Consider the following 16,035-nt stretch of genomic DNA (forward strand, 5'->3'; position numbering starts at 1 on the left):
CCTGGGAATGGATTCCCTGACGGCGTTGGAACTTAGAAACCGAATTCATGATAAATTGTGCTGTCCTGCGCTTAGCCTGCCCATCGAATATTTTATTAATGAACCAAGAATCGACAAAATCGCAAAAAATATTGCCAATGAATTACAACCAGTCTTCGAGAAAATACGTGAGCCGCTGACTCTTGAACATCCATCCAATGAAGAAATGGCTTTATGTGATTTTCAATACGTATTTTGGGTGCTCAATAAAATGGATTATCCTTATAATGTTGGCACGCAGTTACGGATACAAGGCAAACTTAATAAAGAATATGTATTTCAGGCATTTGATTGTGTTGTGAAACAAAATAATGTTTTTTGGTTGAGTTTTAACAAAGATGTGCCAATTCAAGCATTGAAGAAACAGGGGCAATTTGAATTAATCTATCAAGACATTTCGTTAAGTAACGAACAAATGGTGCTCCACCGGGAATTTCAAAACAATATGATGAGCACTATTCCATTAACAAAACCACCTTTGATTAGGGTATATCTTTATAAGATAAACAGTGAGTTGCATGAGTTGCATATTGTGATGCCTCATATCATCGTGGATGGGACTTCATGCGGTATTGTATTTAGCCAATTCAAAAAATGCTATGAAACTCTTTTTCATGGCAAAGGCCTGATTCAAGAACCAGAAAAAGATTCATTTCTTAACTATGTTAAAAAAAATAATCATCTTTATGAAACCAATCTAAAAGATAAAGTTAATTTTTGGCACAACTATAATCAAGGTTTTAAAACGTTGTCACTGAGACATGAATATTATATGTCTGATACAGGCGATCAGGAGAAGTATTTATTTCATTATCCTATGGATGCTCAACTTATTGAAACATTTAAAGAGTGGCACCAAGAAAAAAATATTAATGTGAGCATCGGTTTGATGGCTGCATGTCATATTGCTCTTTATAAACTTAGTCATCAAAAGAAGATACCGTTTGTTCTCATTCATAATGGCCGAGAAGGAAGTCAGTATAATTCCATCGTAGGAGTGTTCATAGAATATAAAAGAATAAATCTTACTTTAAATGAGAAAGATAACTTCTTTGATTTTATTAAATCCATTGAACAGCAACAGCTAATCACAGCGCCCTACCAGAAATGTTCTCATATCATTAAAAACAATGAGTTTAAAGGTGCTGGGTTAATAATTAGTCATTATTTGCACTATATATGGAATAAATTCTTCCTCAAGAGAGATTTTGAAAAAAGTAAGTTACATTCAATCCTTATTGATTATTTGCTAAAGTATTTAAGTTGGGCTCAAGCAATTACTCATAATACTTCGATCAAATATAAACTCAATCGATTATTTAAGTTAAATATACCCCTTAAAAAACCTGAGAGGTTAAGAGTACTTATTAATATTACTCCTTCTTTTTTTAGTAAAATAATTCCTGATATGAATTTTGCAAATCTTAATTATCAGTATCCAAGTCATTATAATAGCGAAGATCGACCCATAAGCAATCGATCCTTATGGATTTTATTTTCAAGAAATCAGACAGGCGATTATCTCATTTCCATTAATGGGCCATTAACAAAAGATTGTAAAGATCAAATAGCCATCGACTTTAATAAAATTATTGCAAAATTTTTAGAAAATGAGCGGTATACTATTTCCGACTTAATAAATTCAATATAACGGCTTAAAGAAATGGATTAACACGCCTCTCAGTACATTGACGTGTGAAAATAGGATCGCTTGCTAACGTAGATAAAATTCAAGGAAGCGTGAATCGTTCACGCTTCAAAATGGATTCCTTCAGCATCGCGAAACCAGGGGAAGAAAATTAAAAAGGCCGGATACACCTAACCCGGAGAGAGTTTCCCTTACCACGAGCGTTCGGAGTGGCCTGAGCAAGCGCAAAGCTCGCGCTGTACGCATTGTCCGAATCGACCTCCGTAGAGCTCCAGTAGACAACCGCATCAAACCCGCCAACTGTACCTCTTTGCAAAAACAGCTGCTTAAGCTCAAATATGGAAGGTAAATACCAGTCAGCGTAACAGGTATCGCCGGCAGTGGCACCGACAGCACCTGGGGCAGGGCAAGGTGTAACACCATCATCTTGTACCCGATAGTTCGCACAAACTTTTGCGGCGAAATTATTGTTTCCATCCGGTATTTGAATTGCCATAATTTGCGCATTATTTTTTATGCCTGCAAAGATACCGTCACTACCAGCTGTTCCAGTAAGCTTGTTGACAGTATTTCTCCAGTTTACACCAGCAGCGTTGTTATTATCTGCCACAGCCGCAATCAATCCATGCTGGCCGGTATCGTCAACCCAGAAGACCACACCACCCATAGCTTGATCACCTACCGCGATGGGGGCACCTACACCTAAAACACCTCCCGGTTCACCTTGCGGGCCTGGAGGGCCTGGCGGTCCGGCAGGAATGGCTGCAATTCTTGATTGCAGCTCCTGTACTTTCTGATCCACGTATTCCTTGGTTGCCGGATTAGCAGTATAGCCTGCACCTATCAAAGCGTTGGCTAAAAAAAGAGTAACAATGCATTGTGTCTTAGTCATGGGAAATCCCTTATACAAACGTTATACGGTAACGGTTAAACCAAGCAATACACCATTTTGTACAGGGATATTAGACACTCGACCGGTAGCACTATCGGCATTGAAGCGAAAATCAGGATTGCTGCCAAAAATACCTTGGTAAGACAAACTCAAGCTTGCCCGCTCACTGATGGAACAGCCCAAACCCGCCTGCACTTCACCGGCAATTTGCGATTTATCGTTAATGCTGTCGCGGTCATTAAACTGCCAGTGGCGATAAGCAATCCCGCCTTTGAGTTGGGCAAAAATGGGGGTTGTGCCGAAAGAAGCCGTTTTCAAAGTCACCAGCGCATCAAACATGGGTTTTACCGTCGTTTGGATTGGAAGTCCGCCAAGCGCATCAATAGCCTCAAACGAGGGAAAATAACGCATGGTGTTACCGCTTTGCACACCAACTTCAAATCCCCAAGTCAGGGAATTACCAGTGTATACATCACGCCCAATGGCAAAGCGACCCAGAGCCGTTTGACCATCGTCTCGGTACATGTCTTCATACACTGTATAACCAAGACTGCCCGTCACCGACCAGGGGTGAGATACTGGAACATCCACATCACCCATGCTGCCGGCCATAGAAGGCAACGTCATGCACGCCAGCGACAAGCCAAGAAAACTGCAGCGTGTCCTTAACATACTCAACCTATCCAGACCTTGTCCAAATACTCTGGTAAAATCCATAACATCATCCCTTGACTTATAATTAAATACAGAATTCATCCTACAAAATATGTTTCTAAATAACAAGACAAAATAAGCACCTTAGTCGCTTTCTCTATTCATCGAACTCATGGCTACTTAAATCAAGGCCATAAGTACTGCTTACCCAATCTTTTAGAATTGTTCTATCATTTAAAAATAGTCATAAAGCGCATTTCATCCTAGAATGAACCAATGAAATCAAATATTCCTGAGAGACTTCAATCCTTTTTAGACTTTGCCAATACACTTAAAATGCCTGAAACACCTAAAGAGGCTCGAGAACGCACTGAAAAAGTGTCTGAAGCATTTGCCATCCCCAAGTTAAAATTACCTTTTACGACTGAACGCTCTTTCTCAGTTGAAAACATGAGCATCCCCATTCGCATTTATCATCCCAAACCTGAAGATGAGTTACCTGTAATCCTATACTTGCATGGTGGCGGACATGTGACTGGCAGCCTGGAGAGCTATGATGCCTTATGTCGTAAATTGGCAGATGCTTGTCAATGCGTATTAATGTCCATTGGTTATCGATTAGCCCCAGAATTTCCCTATCCTGCCGGAATTTATGATTGCATCAATGCCGTTATAAAACGCACATCGATTTTAAACGGCATACAAGCAGATTTAAGCCAGTTCTTTTTAATAGGGGATAGCGCCGGAGGAAATTTGGCGCTTACCGCCACCTATTTGCTTGAACAACAAGAAAGACAAGCCATCAGAGGACTCGGTTTAATTTATCCTTCCGTTGATTTCACCATGCAATCAAACTCTATTCAACACAAAGGGAAAAAATATTTGTTAACAGAAGAGCGAATTCGTTGGTTTTTTGATCATTATTTTGCACATGGTGGAGACCGCTTAAAAGCCTCCCCTTTATTCTTTGAACACTTAGAACGCTTTCCTCAGCTCTATATTGCTTTAGCGGAACATGATCCCTTAGTTGATGAAGGGCTTGCTTTTGCCAAAAAAGCAAACGACGCAGGCGTCAAAGTGCAACTTGAAGAATTTTCAGGTATGGTTCATGGGTTTGCACAACTTTATGCCATTGTACCTCAACAAGTACTGCAGTTAATCAAATCAATCGAAACCTTTATAGCATCTTGCTTAAAACACCCATGATTGGAGTAACAATGTCTCTATTTTTTATACTTAAACTGTTTATATAAAATCGGTAAAAGTGATAAAAATGCCAAAGCTAACATTGGGAACAATATTTTAGGATCAAAAATAAGCGAAAAATCAGGTTTTTTGTGTGTATCAATCACTTGGCCCAAACCATTTCCCACCATGGCATACACCATGCTTCCAGGGATGATGCCAAAGAATGTCGCAAATACAAAAGACCGCTTAGATATCCCCAATAATGCCGGAACAATATTAAGAACCCAAAATGGAAACAGAGGAATCAAACGTAAAAATAACAAATAAGAAAATGCATTCTTTTGAAACCCTTGCTCCATGACCTTAAGCCACTTACTGGTTTTATTAGCAATCCACTCACGAAGGGCTAAATCCACCGCTAAAAAAACAATAAACGCGCCTATCGTTGCACTCACGATAACCGCAAGTGTACCCAAAACTGGACCGAATAAAAAACCACTCGTCACTGTTAAAATGGTAGCACCTGGAATTGAGATGGCGACAGCAATAATATAAATAGCCATGAATGTGATAAAAACCTGCACGAAGTTTTTCTCCATCCATGCCAACAGCATGGTTCGATGAGTTTTCAAGCTTTCAAACGATAAATAACGATATAAGCGAAAATAAAAAAACAATCCAAGTACTGCCAGCAACAAAACCAATAAGCCCCAACGTTTGATTTGCATAATCATTTAATATTATCCTGATGTAATCATTCAGAGATTCTTTATTCACTGTACAAGGAAGAATATGAATTTCCTATTAACCAGGCCATTAAAGAAAAAAAATGACTTTTCCACGACATTGGCCACGCTTTGTTTAAGCATAACCCTATGGTTACCTGTATTAAGTTTTGCCAAGCCGGAAACAGCTATTTTTGCCGGAGGATGTTTTTGGTGTATGGAAGCAGATTTTGATAAAGTCAAAGGGGTTATCTCCACAACGTCTGGCTTCGATGGCGGACAAATCGCGGACCCCACTTATGAGCAAGTTTCTGCCGGCGAAACGGATTATGTGGAGTCCGTTCTGGTTGTATATGATCCCAAGCAAGTGAGCTATGCAACCCTCGTTGATTATTATTTTCACCACATTGACCCTACCGTGAAAAACAAGCAATTTTGCGATCAAGGACGCCAATATCGCTCGGTGATTTTTTTCCTCAATGCGAAACAAAAGCAAGTTGCCTATTCTGTTCTAGAAAAAATAAAGAAAAAATTTCCTGTCGTATATACAGAAATCCGTCCATCGACTCATTTTTATCCCGCTGAAACCTACCATCAAAACTATTATCAAAAAAATCCGCTAAGATATAAATACTATCGTTATCGATGTGGCAGGGATGCCCGCATCCGCGAGGTATGGGGAAATGAAACATCATAGCATTATCTTATTATTGGTTTTTTGGGTTATTCCCTGGTCTGGGCAAGCTGCGCCGACCTTTGATAAGGCGAAACGTTTACAAGAATTAACACCGTTGCAATATCAAGTGACGCAAGAAAATGCAACGGAAAAAGCCTTTGATAATCCATATTGGAATAATAAACAACCCGGAATCTATGTGGATATTGTGTCCGGCGAACCCTTGTTTAGTACAACAGATCAATACTCTTCCGGTACAGGCTGGCCAAGTTTTACTAAGCCAATTGATGGGCAATACACCACCTTCCATAAAGAACGATATTTATTATTTCTGACACGTACGGAAGTTCGTTCAAAGTATGCGGATTCGCACTTAGGTCATGTCTTTAAAGATGGGCCAAAACCAACTGGGCTGCGTTATTGTATTAATTCAGCGGCGCTAGAATTTGTTCCTAAAGATAAAATGGCCGCACGTGGCTATGGTAACTATTTGTACTTGTTTGAACAGCAGAATTAAAATCCATCCACATGCGCTCAGCTTTCTCTATTCTTTGCTGCCAGGACTACGTATTAAAAATCACTTGGCAGAGTTTCAATCCACGCAGAATCCACCAGCTTCTGATGAACACGTTCAAGCCATGCCTTGGTATTGCCACCACCTGGTGCCGCCTCACTATTCCAATTATCTTTGGTCCATAAATAAATCTCGAGGCACTTAAACTGAATTTGTCTGGCTCGATCTTACATACGAATGCTGACTTTAGGCATGTTTACAAAATAACCTTCAACTACTCTAAATCGAGTGGCTGAGTCACACTTTGTTTAATTTAGGCTGGCTTAAAATCCGCTCAACACTACCTTGCCTCGTGCCAAGCCACTTTCAATTAAAGCATGGGCCTTTTTTAAATGAGTCGCATTGATAGCACCCATGCATCCTGTGATCGTGGTTTTTATTTTGCCTTCATCAACCAAACTTGCAACTTGAGATAATATTTCGTGTTGTTTAATCATATCAGGCGTTTTAAACATAGAGCGGGTATACATCATTTCCCAATGAATGGAAATGCTTTTAAGTTTAAATAGCTTAATGTCCAAATGCTCAGGATCATCAATAAGTGCAAATTTACCTTGAGGTTTTAATACATCTACTAGTGCTTTCGCATGAGCATCTGTATGAGTCAAGCTGATAATATAATCTACTTCTGGATAACCTAAAGCCTGCAATTGAGATTTCATGTCCTTGCTATGATCAATAACATGATGTGCGCCATGATTGAGAATCCATTTCATTGAATCTGGCCGTGAAGCTGTGCCTATTATGGTTAAATCTGTTAACTGCCTTGCCAATTGCACTAGAATAGAACCTACACCACCTGCCGCTCCAGTAACTAATAAAATACCCTTATCGGTCGGAGAACATTTTAATCGATCGAATAAAAGCTCCCAAGACGTTAAACTGGTTAAGGGCAATGCCGCGGCTTCTTGAAAATTTAATGATTTCGGTTTTTTAGCGATGATTCTTTCATCAACCAAATGAAACTCACTATTACTCCCAGGTCTTGTTAGATCACCGGCGTACCACACCTCATCACCTGGCTTAAACAACGTCACATCTGCTCCCACCTCTGCAACAATACCCGCAGTATCCCATCCTAAGATCTTAGGCTTGCCCATCTCAGGCTGAACACGACGCCTCACCTTAGTATCCACGGGATTTATTGCAATAGCTTTCACCGTGACAAGAACATCATGACCTGATGCTTCTGGCATAGGCAAATCCAAGTCAATCAAGGCTTGCTCGTCATCTATGGGGAGAGAATTATAATAACCTATTGCTTTCATTGGATTTTTCCTTAGAAATCATGTGTGATATTTCATTGTAATAGCAGACTACAATTAAAACAATCAACATCTCGCTTGGCGAATTTCGCCTCTTTCTTTACCACAATCATGATCCTCATTCCTGCCAGTACTCTGTAAATGAGGTGCAATTTATGGATGCCGCATTTTTCTCACACACTATCAACTAATTAGACAAACGAACCTTGAAATTCTTGCCTTAAAAGCATTTGAAGTGCATTGTTATGAAACAACCACCTGAAACCATTTATATGTTCGGAAGCCATTTTATAAATATGCAATATATTGTAATTACTATTCTGGCCTTACTTTATTTCTCGCTTTTAATCATCGAGCAAAAATGGCCACTACGAAAACATGTGCGTCCATTATTATCACGTACGATAGTTAATTTCTCCCTCACAATCCTTGTGTATGTTTTTACAACTTTATTGATTAGCCCTGTCAGCGAATTTACTATTAACCTGACACAAACCCATAAATTTGGGCTGTTGTCATTGCTTCCCTTTAATAATTTATTACTCTTTGTATCCGGTTTTTTATTGATGGACTTAACATTTTATTACTGGCATCGTCTGAATCATAAAATTCCTCTGCTATGGCGTTTTCACAACGTACATCATGCCGATCCCGATTTAGATGTGACAACATCCATGCGATTCCATTGTGTGGAAATAGCCTATTCAAGTGGCTTTAGATTCATCCAACTGGGTTTGATTGGCATTAATCCAATCACATTTTTCTGTTATGAGTTTGTTTTTCAGGTTTGTACATTTTTTCATCATAGCAATGTAAGATTACCGATTCATTTTGAGCAAATCATTAATAAAATAATGGTAACGCCAAGAATGCATGGTATTCATCATTCTAACTATCGAGATGAAACCAATGGAAATTACAGTGTTGTATTTTCCTTCTGGGATCGGCTACACCAAACAATAAAACTTAATATCCCCCAGCAAGCGATAACAATAGGGGTGCCTGCCTATTTAAAATTAGAAGATAATAAGATAATGAACCTGTTACTTATGCCATTTAAAGCACAGCGCCGCTATTGGCAGATAAACGATGAAAAACGCTTTAGTCGCACTCTAGGTCAGTTTGATGACGTCGGTCATTTATCTGAGTAGCTTAACATCGCACGACCAACCCAGCTGTTCCATAACCTGTTTACAGGCTTTCAAATTAATTGACAGAAATCAATTGTATCAAAATGTAACGATTTTATCGCTGTTAGTAACCCATTCAGCCAACTCTGCCATCGTTGATTTTTCAGCTCCTGCGAAATAAGGCTGATTTTTGTATATACCGCAGCGTGTCATGCAAGTACCGCAAACTTTGACAGAAATACCCTTCACAATAAGGGATTTTAGAATGGCAGATAAATCTTGATCATAACCTGCTGGCGGTTTGCACGTGTCTCGAGCCATATCCACGGCATCATTCATCAAAAAAATTCGAACCTCTTCACATTTTTCATGTAATTTCTCTGCAAGCCTTAGACCATTCCAAGTGACATCTGAACCATCATAAGGCGGGCGATTAAAAATGATTAACATACTCATTCTAGCTTCTCCATAAAACACATAGACCAATATTCCAATATCCCATTTTTAATCATGAGACCAATTCCGGTTGTCTTTTTTGCTGGTCATTGAAGTGAGATAGGCATATTGTGCCTTATAAAACTCTTTTAACCGTATAACGGCCGTCAATAAAACCAGAAATGAAAATAAAAAGGCCAGTACCGAAAAATAAGCAGGCCAGACAATCATAGCGATAAAAAATACAAACGCTTCTGCACGCTCCATAATCCCAGGACTATAATAAAACCCTTTTTCCGAATCATTAGTAGTAAAAATACCGACAACCAAAAAACTGGTAATACAAAGCAACACACTACCCAACATCATGATAACCCCAAAACTTCGTGTTTCAGGTGCCACCATCCATAGACTTAAGATAACAATAAACTCCACCAGGCGGTCGGTTGTGATATCCAGCACGCTTCCCCAATTAGAAGAATGCTGAGTTAGCCTTGCCAGAGTACCATCCAGGGTGTCAAGGAATCCCGAAAGCAATAATAAAATGATCGCAAATACCCGAGCTTCAAAATACATACAAGGCAGTATCAAAAATCCGGATAAACCTGACAGGAGTGTCAATTGATTTGGGGAGATTCTATCCCGCACCCCCCTTGCTATGGGATAGACTAAAATGCGTTGATAAGGTGCTCTTATATAAGTTTCAATCATGATCACCACCATAATTTCTGAAGCCATGAAACAAGGATCCGAACCTTCATAGAAAACAGTTTAGGTCTGTAAAACTCACCAGACACTTGTTTGCTTACCTCACTCAACGTTGGGTAAGGAACGATGGAATCGGTAAAAGTACGCAAATTTTTACCTTCTCGAAGCGCCATGACCCAAGGGAGGATAAGTTCACCGGCATGAGCACCCACAATGGTTACACCTGCAATTTTACCTTGTTTGTTGGCAAGCACTTTAATAATGCCTGCGGTTTCATCTTCTGCTTGTGCTCTATCGGATTGACTGAATCGCCATTCGGTTATGGTAAAATCCGAACGCTCTTTGAGATTGTTTTCGGTGTTCCCCACATGAGCCAGTTCTGGATAAGTATAAGTCACCCAAGGGACAGCATTGTAGATCACTTTGGCTGGAATCTTAAAGACAATATTGCGCAGCACAATTCCCGCTTGATAAGAGGCCACATGGGTAAATTGATAAGGGCCCACTACATCGCCAATGGCAAAAATGTGTTTTTGGTTGGTTTGCAATCGGACGTTCACTGTAATGCCCTTTGGTGTATAGGAAACGCCGGCTGTATCAAGGTTTAGACGTTCTACATTCGCGCGCCTTCCAGTAGCCACTAAAAGATGGGAGCCTGAAATGGTTTGATCTTCTGAGGGCGTTGTTATTTTAACATCAATCGTGGATTCATCTTTCTGGACAACCTCATTGACTCTTGTTTCTTCCAGAATATCGATGCCCATATTCTTTAACGATCGTCTTACAACTTCCACACAATCTTTATCGTCTTTGGGCAGTATATTCATTACTTCCACGAGAGTGACTTTACTGCCTAACATAGCAAAGGCTTGCGCCAGCTCACAACCAATGGGGCCACCACCAATCACGATTAAATGTTTGGGCAGAACGGTTAAATCAAAAATGGTTTCATTAGTCAGGTATTTTGTAGTATCAATCCCTTGAATGGGAGGGATAAAAGGTGAAGAGCCGGTGGCAATCACAATCTTCCTGGCTTTGATGGTTTGTTTACCCGCTTGAATCGTGTTTGCGTCAAGAAATTGCCCTTGTTCTTGAAATACCGCCACACCCAATGATTCAAAGCGCTCGACCGAGTCATGCGGCTCAATGTTTTTGATGACTGAATGGACATGTTGCATCACTTTGGTAAAATCTACGAATTTGGATTCAAACACTAATCCTAATTTTGGTGCCTTATGCCAACATTGGTAGATGGATTTGGCCGCGGCCAATAAAGCTTTGGATGGCACGCACCCATAATTTAAACAATCCCCGCCCATTTTATGCCCCTCAATGAGGGCAACCTTGAGACCCAATTGGGCTGTACCCGAAGCAAGACTTAACCCCCCAGAGCCCGCGCCAATAATTGCCAAATCAAACGTGTTGTCATGGCTCATCCTCTTATTCCTTGTATTAGGGTCAGACACTTGCCTTTTCCAGGCACGAAATAGCTTCCCTATCAACTGTTTTCCGACAGCTCTTTTACCCTCTGCAATGCTTTTGGAAATTTATCCTCAAACATTTTTTTCCATCCTTCCAAGGCATCTAGACGAACCGTCAAGGTAGTAACCCCGTCATTTTCTTTGAGAGTATAATCTTCTATGGCTCCGGCCCATTCTTTAGAAGGTTGTTCCTCTCCATTGATTATCTCGGCCAGATGCTTAAAAGACATAAACTCATTCGGGATTTTTTTCTCAATCACGCTCGACATGCCATTGTTACTTTTTGGATCAATAAACTGAATCCTGCTTCCTTCTTTCCAATCACTAACCGCATAAGAGCCTTCAGCAAAAACACTCGTCCAATCTGTAAAGGTTTTGTCCTCCCAAAGGATTTTCCAAACTCTTTCCTTGGAAGCATTAATATTAATTGAAAAATGCAAGGTTTCCATTCTATTCTCCTCATGATTATTTATCATCCATATATATTCCTTTAGGTGCAACAAATTGAAGTTCCTATCAGAACCCAATAGCTTATTATTTTTCTAAAGGCTACAACCCTCATCTCTATTTTAGATTGTAAATTTAGGCAATAATATTCATTGGCATGCTCACATTTTACAATATAGGCTATCTGTGAAATAAATGGATTTAAATCTAAACAAAGAAACAACCATGGCTGATTTCATCAAACGAACCATTGAATTGGCGACAGAGAATGTTAAACAAGGAGGCCGTCCTTTTGCTTGTATTATTACGAAAAACAATAAAATCATTGCTGAGGGAACAAACCAAGTTGCACAAACCAAAGATCCTACTGCTCACGCTGAAATTGTTGCGATACGCAAGGCAACTAAAAAATTAAATTCGGAGCATTTAACAGATTGTGAGTTTTTTATCTTAGCCCATCCTTGTCCAATGTGTTTAGCAGCAATGTATTATTGCAGTCCTTTGAAAGTCACCTTTATCACCACGAGAGATGAATATAAAAAATATTACGAGGATCATCGCAAATATTTTACTCTCGACAATTTCTATGGAGAATTTGCTAAACCCTGGCAAGAACGTAACATGCCGATGGTTCATCACACTGTTCCAGAGAGTATTGAAGTTTATAAACTTTGGCAGAAAATGAACAAACCTTCATAGATTCATGCCCAAAATAAGACTATAGCTGACTGCTTGCGTACTACTAGAGATATGTTCCATTCTTAGAGATGGTGTTTGCTTCATTATTTAATTTCTCTATCAGATTAATAAAGTCATTTAAAGAACAAGAATCACCATCACACTGTTTGATAAGAAGTGGCTTCTGATTATAGGTTACTCTGACCTCAAAAGTGGAAGAACCCATATCGAATAATGAATAATTAAGCTGCGAGGCATAAGGCGGAATATCGTCTATCGTCTGACCTAATAGTTTAAGCTGTGCAGCAAGAGTTGAGTCGTGTGCAACAAATAACAAATATTTTAATGACTCACGGCAACTGGCTGCAAAATTTATTTCGCGCTTAATCTTTTGTGCCAATTCATTTCCTGCAATTAAAGCCAACGTTGGGTGATTGTAAATATAAAGCCAAGCCCATTTACCAGCCTCTGTAATCGTATCGGCGTCCTTTTCCGATAAGCCATTAGGAAGTGGTATATTGTATAAACGTTCGATAAACAGGCGATCGCTTACATAAATCAAGTCAAACAAATTGTTTATTTGGAAACCAACCATTTTGCTCCATGCTGAATAGTGTGATTTGAGCACCCGATCTTTTTGAATCCACTCTTGACTATTAAAAATATAAGTTCCCAATAATCGCTTGGACAATTTTTTGTCATGGTCTGGCACCAAAAGGCTGTCTTGATCAGGAGGCACAGTATTAATCGGGATAGGCTGAAATCCTTCCGGCAATGCCCTAGTTGAATCATTCAAAAAGGGTCCTGTTCCTAATGGATAAAGTCCAAATAAAATAGATTGGGCACTCATCAAGGTTCTTGCAATACCGGAAGAGCGAACATTCATTGTATTTATTTTATAATGCTTAGGTAACAAGTGATATTCATTAACATATCGTTGACGCAATGCTTTTCCAAGATTATATTCCTGACGCATGCCCTCTGGTGTCAACTGCCCTATCCCTTGTGGCCATATTTTCTCCATCCCTGCGGATGGAGTGATTGGTGTTCTATCGCCATGACGTACCACATCAATTGCAAAAATGAGTTTGCCTTGTGCAAATGTGCAGGTATATACAAAGAACCCAAAAACAATGGATAAAAGAGACTTTAGCATAGTGAATCCATTACGCTTAAAAACAACAAGATATAATATTGTTTTTCAAAGAAATAGTTAAGATATATATGACCCTTAAAGCCATTTCCAGGAATTATCGCAATATTAGGGATCAGACACTTGCCTTTTGTTGGCTTCTGTTTTAACTATTTTGCTGATTCTTGAATCATGAAGATTGAAATAATCACCAAGCTCTTTTAATGTGAATTTGCCAGTTTCATAAGCAATTCTGATTGCTTGGTTCCTATTTAGAGCTTGTTTTTCAATTTGAGATAAAATTGATATAGGCGCAGGCTTAGATGTCTCTATAGCTAATGCATGTAAATCCAGTTTTATATTATGTGTCATTTCACTTACAAATCGATCCGATCCGAGATAAATTTGATTTTTTATCTTCTTCCACGGTGATGAAACGTTCAACCCATCATTGACGAACTGTTTATATTTTTCTATTGACCCACTGGCACTGTTTTTAAAAAATTCTTGTAACCAGCTAACCGTCAACCAGGGCGGGATTTTAGCCTCCCCACAAGTAGCCAAATAACTGCTCCATTTCCATTCACTAGGAGTAGATACTAAATTTGCACGTACAGGATTTAACACAATGTATCGAGCTAACTCCAATAAATAGCTGTTCTTTTCAACAAGAATTGCTTTAAAGCGGCCCTGAAAAACATGCCCCACGTGATTGTATATCTTATTAAAATGCTGGGTATACACACCATTAAGATATTGCATCCCTTTGGACAAATTAGCATTTGGTGTTTCAAGTAACAAATGGTAATGGTTACTCATTAGGCAATAAGCATGACAATACCAACTGTGCCTCTCGCATACTTTGTCTAAAAGAGTTAGGAAGTTTTGCTTGTCTTTATCTGATAAATAGATGTTTTCTTTGCGATCACCGCGTGAGGTAACATGATATACCGCACCAGGATACTCAATCCTTAGAGGCCTTGCCATTATTATTCTCGGACTTACTGCTTCCCTGTTGGGATGAATCTTAATAATTTCTGAAAAAGAATCAAGTGTAAATTTGATAAATTTTTGGAGAAAAAGGCAAGTGCCTGACCCCTTTCCCTTCGTTAGAATCTCATCAATAGCAGCTAAGATACCCCTGTTGACTCATTGAAAAAGATAACCCTAAATGATTAATTTTGCTCGATAGTTTTGCTAGTAAGGAAAAAGGAAAGACCTGACGCTGAAAGTACTGAAAGTGTGCTTCTTTACAAATCGTTTAATAGCCATTTCCAAGCCCTAATCAAAGTGGAAAACCATGCTTAATTCAATTAACTGCTGACGAGGCGAGAGTATCGCTTCCTTTGTTACCACGCCTACAGGATCAAATGTAAGACTTTTTGTACTGCTATACTGTGTTCGATTGTATTCCATCCGAACTGAAAGTTTTGGGGTTAGATCCTGCTTAACACCAAATCCCGTATGAAATCCATTACCTCTATAAGATAAATTTTGTAACGAAGTATCATTTGTGACAAGTTGTACATTTGCATTGGTATAGCCAAGTCGCGCATAAAACAGCGTATTTTGAGAGAATTGATAACCTGGTATGAGACTAATACCAATACTGTCGCTTATTTTGTAACGCGATAAAGTAAAATTGTTGTTTTTAAATTCATCATTGGAAACTTCTGAAACAACCGAACTAAGCGTGCCATTTATCTCAGCCGCTAGATATAATTTATGATGCAGGTATTGATACCCCGCAAAAACTGTTCCAAACAGTCCAAAACCAGATAAATGAGTTTTATTGATTACATCAAAACCAAGTTTTCCTGGCTGAGACACATGGGACCATTGTTTAAAATCTATCGTGTCTGGACCAAGACCAAAGCCAACGTAAAAGCCTGCATTTGCCATTTTGGCTAACGATAAAGTTAGTGCATAAATAAGAATATTATGCATCATCGGCATAAGCTTTTTTCCTAAAAATTATGGCTCTCCCCCAAGGGGGCTCTCTCCCAACAAAGGGGGCATTTTAATCGAGTTAGTCTAGACTAACCCTTTGATTTGACGGTCAAAAGGAAGATTAAAATGCCGAAGAAAGATTGTATCCTAAATTTACCTGGATATTCTATTAAAAAGGTGAGTGGAGAGAACCCGGTTTTTAGGCTCTACACCAATTAAGGGGGCACTTTAATCGAGTTAGTATAAACTAAGTCCTTGATTTAGCGATCAAAAGGAGATTAAAGTGCCGAAGTACAATCTTATCCTAAATTTACCTGGATTTTCCATAGTAAAAGTGAGCGGATATCAACCATTAATATTAGATGTAAGCTATAACCGATTAGCCCGTTGTAGTCATTGTCAAAGTAAGAGCG

Annotated in this window: 17 protein-coding genes and 1 pseudogene; 7 read left to right on the forward strand and 11 right to left on the reverse strand. The window is 39.2% G+C overall.

Going from position 1 to position 16,035, the window contains the following annotated elements:
- The coding region (locus E1O52_RS12750) for a condensation domain-containing protein (protein ID WP_242602256.1) at positions 1–1,690 on the forward strand (1,690 nt) is incomplete at its 5' end.
- Positions 1,691–1,838: 148 nt separating this feature from the next.
- On the opposite strand, the gene E1O52_RS12755 is transcribed toward E1O52_RS12750, so the two are convergent.
- Both E1O52_RS12755 and E1O52_RS12760 read right to left on the reverse strand, forming a co-directional pair.
- Entirely contained in the window at positions 1,839–2,579 is a 741-nt protein-coding gene (locus tag E1O52_RS12755) for an Lcl C-terminal domain-containing protein (RefSeq protein WP_133129026.1), read from the reverse strand.
- 21 nt (positions 2,580–2,600) lie between these two features.
- The gene (locus tag E1O52_RS12760; RefSeq protein WP_133129027.1) at positions 2,601–3,296 is read right to left on the reverse strand and encodes a hypothetical protein; all 696 of its coding nucleotides are present in this window, start codon (positions 3,294–3,296) and stop codon (positions 2,601–2,603) included.
- 213 nt (positions 3,297–3,509) lie between these two features.
- On the opposite strand from E1O52_RS12760, the gene E1O52_RS12765 reads away from it, so the two are divergent.
- A complete protein-coding gene (locus tag E1O52_RS12765; RefSeq protein WP_133129028.1) occupies positions 3,510–4,439 on the forward strand; it encodes an alpha/beta hydrolase in 930 nt (309 codons plus the stop codon).
- Positions 4,440–4,456: 17 nt separating this feature from the next.
- Here the strand turns inward: E1O52_RS12765 and E1O52_RS12770 are convergent, their stop codons facing one another.
- Positions 4,457–5,155: a TVP38/TMEM64 family protein gene (locus E1O52_RS12770; protein WP_242602257.1), complete on the reverse strand. Its 699-nt coding sequence runs from the start codon at positions 5,153–5,155 to the stop codon at positions 4,457–4,459.
- Positions 5,156–5,213: 58 nt separating this feature from the next.
- Here E1O52_RS12770 and msrA point away from each other — a divergent pair, with 58 nt between their 5' ends.
- Together msrA and msrB are read left to right on the forward strand one after the other, a co-directional pair.
- Positions 5,214–5,843: a peptide-methionine (S)-S-oxide reductase MsrA gene (gene msrA, locus E1O52_RS12775; RefSeq protein WP_133129029.1), complete on the forward strand. Its 630-nt coding sequence runs from the start codon at positions 5,214–5,216 to the stop codon at positions 5,841–5,843.
- Entirely contained in the window at positions 5,830–6,339 is a 510-nt protein-coding gene (msrB, locus tag E1O52_RS12780; protein WP_133129030.1) for a peptide-methionine (R)-S-oxide reductase MsrB, read from the forward strand. The genes msrA and msrB overlap by 14 nt, the downstream gene beginning before the upstream one ends.
- A gap of 320 nt (positions 6,340–6,659) precedes the next feature.
- On the opposite strand, the gene E1O52_RS12785 is transcribed toward msrB, so the two are convergent.
- The gene (locus E1O52_RS12785) at positions 6,660–7,664 is read right to left on the reverse strand and encodes a zinc-binding alcohol dehydrogenase family protein (RefSeq protein WP_133129031.1); all 1,005 of its coding nucleotides are present in this window, start codon (positions 7,662–7,664) and stop codon (positions 6,660–6,662) included.
- Between the two features lie 242 nt (positions 7,665–7,906).
- On the opposite strand from E1O52_RS12785, the gene E1O52_RS12790 reads away from it, so the two are divergent.
- On the forward strand, positions 7,907–8,812 hold the full coding sequence (locus E1O52_RS12790) for a sterol desaturase family protein (RefSeq protein WP_242602258.1): 906 nt from the start codon (positions 7,907–7,909) through the stop codon (positions 8,810–8,812).
- Positions 8,813–8,890: 78 nt separating this feature from the next.
- Here E1O52_RS12790 and E1O52_RS12795 read toward each other — a convergent pair whose 3' ends face one another.
- The 4 genes from E1O52_RS12795 to E1O52_RS12810 form a co-directional block, all read right to left on the reverse strand.
- Entirely contained in the window at positions 8,891–9,247 is a 357-nt protein-coding gene (locus E1O52_RS12795; RefSeq protein ID WP_133129032.1) for a DsrE/DsrF/TusD sulfur relay family protein, read from the reverse strand.
- 48 nt (positions 9,248–9,295) lie between these two features.
- Positions 9,296–9,964: a CDP-alcohol phosphatidyltransferase family protein gene (locus tag E1O52_RS12800; protein ID WP_242602259.1), complete on the reverse strand. Its 669-nt coding sequence runs from the start codon at positions 9,962–9,964 to the stop codon at positions 9,296–9,298.
- A complete protein-coding gene (locus E1O52_RS12805) occupies positions 9,940–11,370 on the reverse strand; it encodes a dihydrolipoyl dehydrogenase family protein (protein WP_133129033.1) in 1,431 nt (476 codons plus the stop codon). Before E1O52_RS12805 ends, E1O52_RS12800 begins: the two co-directional genes overlap by 25 nt.
- Positions 11,371–11,432: 62 nt before the next feature.
- Positions 11,433–11,864: an SRPBCC domain-containing protein gene (locus E1O52_RS12810; RefSeq protein ID WP_133129034.1), complete on the reverse strand. Its 432-nt coding sequence runs from the start codon at positions 11,862–11,864 to the stop codon at positions 11,433–11,435.
- A gap of 223 nt (positions 11,865–12,087) precedes the next feature.
- Here E1O52_RS12810 and E1O52_RS12815 point away from each other — a divergent pair, with 223 nt between their 5' ends.
- On the forward strand, positions 12,088–12,561 hold the full coding sequence (locus E1O52_RS12815; protein WP_133129035.1) for a nucleoside deaminase: 474 nt from the start codon (positions 12,088–12,090) through the stop codon (positions 12,559–12,561).
- Between the two features lie 43 nt (positions 12,562–12,604).
- Here E1O52_RS12815 and E1O52_RS12820 read toward each other — a convergent pair whose 3' ends face one another.
- From E1O52_RS12820 to E1O52_RS12830, 3 genes are all read right to left on the reverse strand, one after another.
- The gene (locus tag E1O52_RS12820; RefSeq protein ID WP_133129036.1) at positions 12,605–13,696 is read right to left on the reverse strand and encodes a histidine phosphatase family protein; all 1,092 of its coding nucleotides are present in this window, start codon (positions 13,694–13,696) and stop codon (positions 12,605–12,607) included.
- Between the two features lie 105 nt (positions 13,697–13,801).
- On the reverse strand, positions 13,802–14,659 hold the full coding sequence (locus tag E1O52_RS12825) for a transposase (protein WP_133129037.1): 858 nt from the start codon (positions 14,657–14,659) through the stop codon (positions 13,802–13,804).
- Positions 14,660–14,953: 294 nt separating this feature from the next.
- Positions 14,954–15,622: an outer membrane protein gene (locus E1O52_RS12830; RefSeq protein WP_165474833.1), complete on the reverse strand. Its 669-nt coding sequence runs from the start codon at positions 15,620–15,622 to the stop codon at positions 14,954–14,956.
- A gap of 283 nt (positions 15,623–15,905) precedes the next feature.
- On the opposite strand from E1O52_RS12830, the pseudogene E1O52_RS13520 reads away from it, so the two are divergent.
- A pseudogene (locus E1O52_RS13520) lies at positions 15,906–16,035 on the forward strand (ISL3 family transposase); the annotation flags it as partial.

This window comes from Legionella nagasakiensis (assembly GCF_900639915.1).
GTDB lineage: Bacteria > Pseudomonadota > Gammaproteobacteria > Legionellales > Legionellaceae > Legionella_A > Legionella_A nagasakiensis.